Source organism: Aminobacterium sp. UBA4834 (assembly GCF_002400205.1).
Taxonomy (GTDB): domain Bacteria; phylum Synergistota; class Synergistia; order Synergistales; family Aminobacteriaceae; genus Aminobacterium; species Aminobacterium mobile.
In genome coordinates, this window is sequence record NZ_DHFC01000019.1 from 42160 (window position 1) to 48497 (window position 6338).

The window sequence follows — 6338 nt, forward strand, 5'->3', positions numbered from 1 at the left end:
ATGGCTACAGCTGAGCGGTATTGTTATGCGGTTGCTCGCCTGCGAGCTATGGAAAGCCGCCTTCTCGATGATAGCGTGCTGCAGAGACTGATCGATTGTGAAGATCTGGACAGCGCCATGAAGGTTTTGGGGGAGACAGTATATTCCTCATGGTTAGTGGAGCTGAAATCCAATACAGAATTCGATAAGGCCATAGAGTCGGAACTTCTTTATATTTATAATGAGGTAAAAAAATTTGTTCCAGACTCTGGTTTGGTAGAGATATGTCGGTTGCCTTACGATTTTCATAATGTAAAGGTTCTTCTCAAAGGCCAGATTCTTCAGCGCGAGGGAGGAGAGCGTCATTTCGAGCTATTAACGGCGCTAGCCAATATCCCGACAGATGATCTTATTATGGCAGTAGAAACGGAAGATTACAGGTTGTTGCCTTATGATCTTCACTTGGTTTTACCGAAGTCTTTTGCCTTATGGGATCAAACCCGAGATATTCTTGAGGTGGAGCGCCTCCTTGACAACGTACTTTTCCGCGAAATGTTTAAGATAGCCCGTAGTTTGGAGTATGAAGCTCCTTTACGTTGGGTTCGTGGAAAAGTTGACGCTGAAAATGTACGAAATATGTTCCGCCTTAAAAGAATGGATAAAGATGCGGCCAGTGTTCAGTCTTATCTCCATGATGGAGGTTTCGTATCAGTAGAGCAGCTGCTTTCTATGTTGTCGGAACCTATAGAAAGTTGGGTTCGGGTTCTTTCTTATGCAGATATAGGGAGAGTTCTTTATCACGTACAAGATGGGGCAGATATGAATGCACTCCTTGTGGAAATGGAAAAGATTTTAGATGACTATGTAACAAGTATTCTTCAGACAGCAAAATATAGTGCTTTTGCTCCGGAAAATGTTCTTAATTATTTATGGCATAAAGAAATGGAAGCGAAAAACGTACGAGTTGCGTTGGTTTCTGTTGCTAATGCCATGGACAAAGATCTGGCGAGGGGGTTGATGCGTCGTGGCTAAAGAAGTGAATCAGCCTATGGCTGCTATCGGCGAATATGAAACAGTACTTCCTTTCCAGGCGGTAGGGGTGAAGCCTTATGTTATGTCTGAAGAAGAGAGTGGGCATTTTGAATCTCTTCTTTTGCAGCTGGCTCGAGAAAAGTACGCGGTTATTTTTGTTCAAGAGCATCTTTTCGAAAAATTTATGTCCACAGTGGAGACTGTGAACGAGGAATATGCTGTAAGCGTTTTACCGATCCCTGGACTCAAAGGAAGTTCTGGGGCAGGACTAAAATCCATTCGTAACAGTGTAGAACGAGCTGTCGGCATGGATATCTTTGCTGTGAAATAGAATTTGATGCTGGAGGCGATACATTGTGGCCACGGAAAAGGTCATAAAAGGGACCATTGAAAAAATCTCCGGACCGCTCGTTGTCGCGAAGGGCATGTATGGTGCTAGTATGTACGACGTGGTACGAGTAGGGAATATAGGTCTTGTAGGTGAAATTATTGAGTTGAAAGGCGATACAGCTTCAATTCAGGCCTACGAAGAAACTTCTGGCCTTATGCCTGGTGAACCTGTCGTAAGTACCGGCGAACCCCTGAGCGTAGAGTTAGGTCCAGGAATCATAGAGCAGTTTTACGATGGGGTACAGCGTCCTTTGAACCTAATAGAGGACGTTGCCAAGAGCCACTTTATTTCTCGTGGAATTGAAGTTCCTTCCATAGACAGAGAGAAAAAATGGGAGTTTATACCACGAGTTAAAGTTGGGGATACTGTTCAGCCCGGCGATGTCCTGGGTATAGTTCAAGAAACAGTTTTAGTGGAACATCGGATAATGGTTCCTTATGGAGTACGAGGAACTGTTTCTGAGATAAAACAGGGCCAGTTTACAGTAGAAGAAACAGTGGCTGTTGTAAAAGCGAAAACAGGAGACGAAGTGAATGTTTCTATGTTCCAACGTTGGCCTGTGCGCAAGCCTAGACCAGTAGCTCGGCGTTTGCCCCCTATTATTCCGTTAACTACAGGACAACGAGTTGTAGATGCTTTCTTCCCTATAGCAAAAGGGGGAACAGCATGTGTCCCAGGACCTTTTGGTTCAGGGAAAACAGTTATTCAGCACCAGCTTGCAAAGTGGGCGGAAGCCGATATCGTAGTGTACGTAGGTTGCGGTGAGCGAGGCAACGAAATGACAGACGTTCTGTTGGAGTTTCCTGAGCTAGAAGACCCACGTTCGGGGGAACCGTTGATGAAACGTACGGTTCTTATAGCAAACACGTCTAATATGCCAGTCGCTGCGCGAGAAGCGAGTATCTACACTGCCATTGCAATTGCAGAGTACTACAGAGACATGGGATACTCTGTGGCTCTTATGGCAGATTCTACAAGCCGTTGGGCTGAGGCTCTTCGAGAAATGTCAGGACGACTTGAAGAAATGCCAGGAGAAGAAGGGTACCCTGCGTACCTAGGAACGCGGTTAGCCAGTTTCTATGAAAGAGCGGGACGGGCTATTTGCCTTGGTTCTGATGGTAGAGAAGGATCTGTAACAGCTATAGGAGCAGTTTCCCCTCCTGGTGGAGACCTTTCTGAACCAGTAAGCCAAAACACTCTCCGTGTGACTAAAGTATTTTGGGGACTTGATGCTAGCTTGGCCTATCAGCGCCATTTCCCGGCGATTAACTGGTTGTTGAGCTACTCCCTATACACCGATACTATGGACAAATACTGGGATTCTCAGTTTGACGATGAATGGAGTTCTCTTCGCGTAGAGGGAATGTCTCTTCTTGAAGAAGAGGACCAACTGCGGGAGATTGTTCGTCTCGTGGGAATAGACGCTCTTTCCAAAGAGGAGCGAATGGTCTTGGAGACTGCTAAATCGCTTCGAGAAGATTTCTTGCACCAAAATGCTTTCCATGAGATTGACACATATGCTTCTATGAGAAAGCAATTTAAAATGTTGAAGAATATTTTAATATTCCATCACCTCTCTATGGATGGGTTGAAACGTGGCGCAGATATGAATAAGGTATTCAATCTTCCTGTACGAGAGCAAATCGCTAGAATGCGTTATGTAGATGAAAAAGAGATTGAACAGCTTGATGCGCTAGAAGACCAAATGAAGAAAGAGATAAATGCATTAATACCAGTGGGGGGCGATAGTGATGCTGCCTAAAGAGTATAGTACCATCACCGAGTTATCTGGCCCACTTCTGGTTGTGGAAAAAACCAAGGATGTTCGTTATGACGAACTAGTGGAGATTGAGCTTGCCAGTGGAGAATTGCGACGAGGACGTGTTCTTGAGATAACATCAGATAGGGCCCTTGTCCAGGTCTTTGAGGGAACCGATGGAATCGACATACAGAATACAAAAATCCGCTTCCTTGGGAAGGTTTTGATGCTTCCAGTTAGCCGGGATTTGTTAGGGCGTATTTTTAATGGACGGGGAGAACCTATTGATGGAGGAGCTCCTATCCTTCCTGACAAAAAGCTGGATATCAATGGGATGCCGATGAATCCTTATTCTCGAGACTATCCTTCTGAGTTTATCCAGACCGGTATTTCTACTATTGATGGCATGAACCCAATGGTTCGTGGACAAAAGTTGCCTATATTCTCTGGAAGTGGTCTTCCTCACAACAGAATGGCTGCCCAGATAGCTCGTCAGGCCACCGTTATTAGCGGGCATGAGGATTTTGCAGTTGTTTTTGCTGCCATGGGTATCACTTTTGAAGAAGCTTCGTTCTTTATGGAAGACTTCAGAAGAACTGGCGCTATACAGAGGACTGTAATGTTCGTTAACTTAGCTGATGACCCAGCTATTGAACGGATTACTACACCTCGACTTGCATTGACAGCTGCGGAGTACCTAGCATTTGAACAGGATATGCATGTAGTGGTTATTTTGACAGACTTAACCAACTACTGCGAAGCACTGCGAGAGATTTCTGCTGCCCGTAAGGAGGTTCCGGGACGGCGAGGTTATCCTGGTTATCTCTATACAGACCTTGCCACCATGTATGAAAGAGCTGGTCGTCTGAAGGGGAAAAAGGGATCCATTACTCAGATTCCTATTCTGACTATGCCAGAAGACGATAAGACTCACCCTATTCCTGACTTGACAGGATATATTACAGAAGGGCAGATTATCTTGAGTCGAGGCCTTCATCGTAAGGGCATCTATCCGCCTGTAGACGTTATGCCTTCTTTGTCTCGTCTTAAGGATAAAGGTATCGGTAAGGGGAAAACCAGAGAAGATCATGCAGACCTTATGAACCAGCTTTTTGCTGCTTATGCTCGCGGTAAAGAAGCTAAGGAGCTTGCAGTTATTCTTGGAGAAGGTGCCCTTACTGAAGAAGATAAGGCCTTTGCCTGTTTTGCAGATGAGTTTGAAGACAAATATGTCCGTCAAGGCGAGTATGAGAACCGCAAAGTTGATGAAACACTCGAATTAGGTTGGAATCTTTTGACGATGATTCCAGTGAAAGAGCTCAAACGTGTTCGTGACGCATATATAGAGAAATATCTCAAACCGAGGCTGCAAGAAGAGGGGAAAAACGAAGAAGCAGTTCCCGTTGTAAAGTAGGGGGGTGACGAAGTATGCCACGGTTGAACGTCAACCCCAACCGGATGGAGCTTTCTCGTCTAAAAAAACGACTCGTTGTAGCTAAACGTGGACATAAGCTTCTTAAAGATAAGCAAGATGCCTTGATTAAGGCCTTTCTTGAACGTGCTCGCGAAGGGAAGGCATTGCGAGAGGAGCTTGAGGTAGAATTGGGAGATTGTTACCATAGTTTCCTTCTTGCCCGGGCTCAGACGTTACCTGCAATGCTGGAGCAGGCTCTTATGATTTCAGGGACACGATGTAATTTGAAAGTACAAGAACGCAATGTCATGAGCGTTGTTGTACCTGAATATACTGTAGAGCAGCAGGGAGAGGCTTTAAGCTATGGGCTTGCAACGTCTCAAGGGAGTTTGGACGTCGCTTTAGAGCGATTCTCCAAGTTAATTCCTAAGCTCATTGCTTTGGCAGCAAAAGAAAAGGCTATTCGGCTTATGGCTTCTGAAATTGAAAAAACGAGACGTCGAGTCAACGCTTTGGAACACGTAATGATACCTAACTTTAACGAAACTATTCGGTATATTACGATGAAGCTAGATGAACAGGAGCGGTCAACTCTCAGCCGGTTGATGAAAATTAAAGATATAGTGCGTTCACATTAAAACAAGAAGGCCGGGAAATTAAATTTTCCCGGCCTTGTCTTTTTATAAAAATCAGAGGAATATAATAAAGGTCATGTTTTTGCTCTGCTCCGGTATTTCCCACGAGAGCATAGGGGTTTCTACAGAGAGAGGATATCAAGGAAGAGTTTTTTTATACAGAAATGGCCCGGCAGATTCAAAACCTAGCGCCTTATGTTCAAAAATCTGTTCGGTAGATCCCACAAGAAGAAAACCGCCAGGACGGAGGGCTTTGTAAAATTTTAAATAAAGATTTTTCTTAGTCTCTGTGGAAAAGTAGATAACGACATTTCGACAGAGGATGAGGTCAAAATCTTGTCCAAATGGGTTGTCTATTAAATTGAGTTGTTCAAAGTTGACTCGTTTCTTGACTCCTTCCTGTATGGAGAAGATTTCCTCATTTATCTTTGAAAAGTATTTATCAACGTACTCTTGAGAAAGGTTGGCTAGCTGCCGTATGTGATATTCTCCTTTCTGTGCAATTTTAATTGCTCCTTCATCTATATCGCTGGCGAGTACATAAGGGGGGCAATGAAGTTTTGTTTCCATAGACAACATCGCAAGAGAATAGGGTTCTTCTCCTGTAGCGCTGCCAGCACTCCACAACTTTAGTCTTTTGGATCCCCGAGTTTTAATTAATTCAGGTAGAACCTTGTTTTGAAGATCATCCCATCGAGGGGGGTTCCTAAAGAATTCCGATACATTAATCGTAAGATAATCGAGAAATTCTCGAAGCTTTTTTTCTTCTTTTTTTACTAAATCAAAATATGCATCATAATCGGTTATGTTCCATCTTTGCATTAACATGTGTACGCGACGGTGGATTTGATTTTTATAAGAATTTAGATCAAGCCCAGTCAAAATTCGTATCTTCTTCTTAAAGTTGTTGTATGCAGGAGAATCATAGTTTTTTTCTAGCTCGTCCATTTTCTCACCTCAATTAAGTTCTAATCCGATTATTACGCATAGTTTATGAAACATATATACCATATTTATAGGATTTTGCTCTTTCTCAAAGAATAAAAAATGTTAAAATAATATATAAGGAGTATTTTAGATGGCCGCTGCACCTTTGGGTGTAGAGGAAAGTCCGGGCTCCATAGGGCA

Annotated in this window: 6 protein-coding genes; 5 read left to right on the forward strand and 1 reads right to left on the reverse strand. The window is 43.6% G+C overall.

The genetic code is table 11. From position 1 onward, the window contains the following. The 5 genes from B3L97_RS09375 to B3L97_RS09395 are packed head-to-tail and all read left to right on the forward strand — an operon-like array spanning window position 1 to window position 5213. Window positions 1–1011 (forward strand): V-type ATPase subunit, encoded by a 1011-nt coding sequence (locus tag B3L97_RS09375; protein ID WP_286934957.1) that lies wholly within the window; start codon window positions 1–3, stop codon window positions 1009–1011. Next, window positions 1004–1342: a V-type ATP synthase subunit F gene (locus B3L97_RS09380; protein WP_286934958.1), complete on the forward strand. Its 339-nt coding sequence runs from the start codon at window positions 1004–1006 to the stop codon at window positions 1340–1342. Before B3L97_RS09375 ends, B3L97_RS09380 begins: the two co-directional genes overlap by 8 nt. A gap of 25 nt (window positions 1343–1367) precedes the next feature. Next, window positions 1368–3164 (forward strand): V-type ATP synthase subunit A, encoded by a 1797-nt coding sequence (locus B3L97_RS09385; RefSeq protein ID WP_286934960.1) that lies wholly within the window; start codon window positions 1368–1370, stop codon window positions 3162–3164. Beyond that, a complete protein-coding gene (locus B3L97_RS09390; RefSeq protein ID WP_286934961.1) occupies window positions 3154–4575 on the forward strand; it encodes a V-type ATP synthase subunit B in 1422 nt (473 codons plus the stop codon). The genes B3L97_RS09385 and B3L97_RS09390 overlap by 11 nt, the downstream gene beginning before the upstream one ends. Window positions 4576–4589: 14 nt before the next feature. After that, window positions 4590–5213 carry a V-type ATP synthase subunit D gene (locus tag B3L97_RS09395; protein WP_024822367.1) on the forward strand — a complete coding sequence of 208 codons (624 nt, stop codon included), beginning with the start codon at window positions 4590–4592 and terminating at the stop codon, window positions 5211–5213. 135 nt (window positions 5214–5348) lie between these two features. Here B3L97_RS09395 and B3L97_RS09400 read toward each other — a convergent pair whose 3' ends face one another. Next, a complete protein-coding gene (locus B3L97_RS09400) occupies window positions 5349–6158 on the reverse strand; it encodes a CheR family methyltransferase (RefSeq protein WP_286846621.1) in 810 nt (269 codons plus the stop codon). Window positions 6159–6338: the final 180 nt, after the last annotated feature.

What these genes read in the sequence shown, in the direction of transcription:
- B3L97_RS09375 (WP_286934957.1), top strand. Translation starts at nt 1, where the DNA reads ATGGCTACAGCTGAGCGGTATTGTTATGCGGTTGCTCGCCTGCGAGCT.
- B3L97_RS09390 (WP_286934961.1), top strand. Translation starts at nt 3,154, where the DNA reads ATGCTGCCTAAAGAGTATAGTACCATCACCGAGTTATCTGGCCCACTT.
- B3L97_RS09395 (WP_024822367.1), top strand. Translation starts at nt 4,590, where the DNA reads ATGCCACGGTTGAACGTCAACCCCAACCGGATGGAGCTTTCTCGTCTA.
- B3L97_RS09400 (WP_286846621.1), bottom strand. Translation starts at nt 6,158, where the DNA reads ATGGACGAGCTAGAAAAAAACTATGATTCTCCTGCATACAACAACTTT.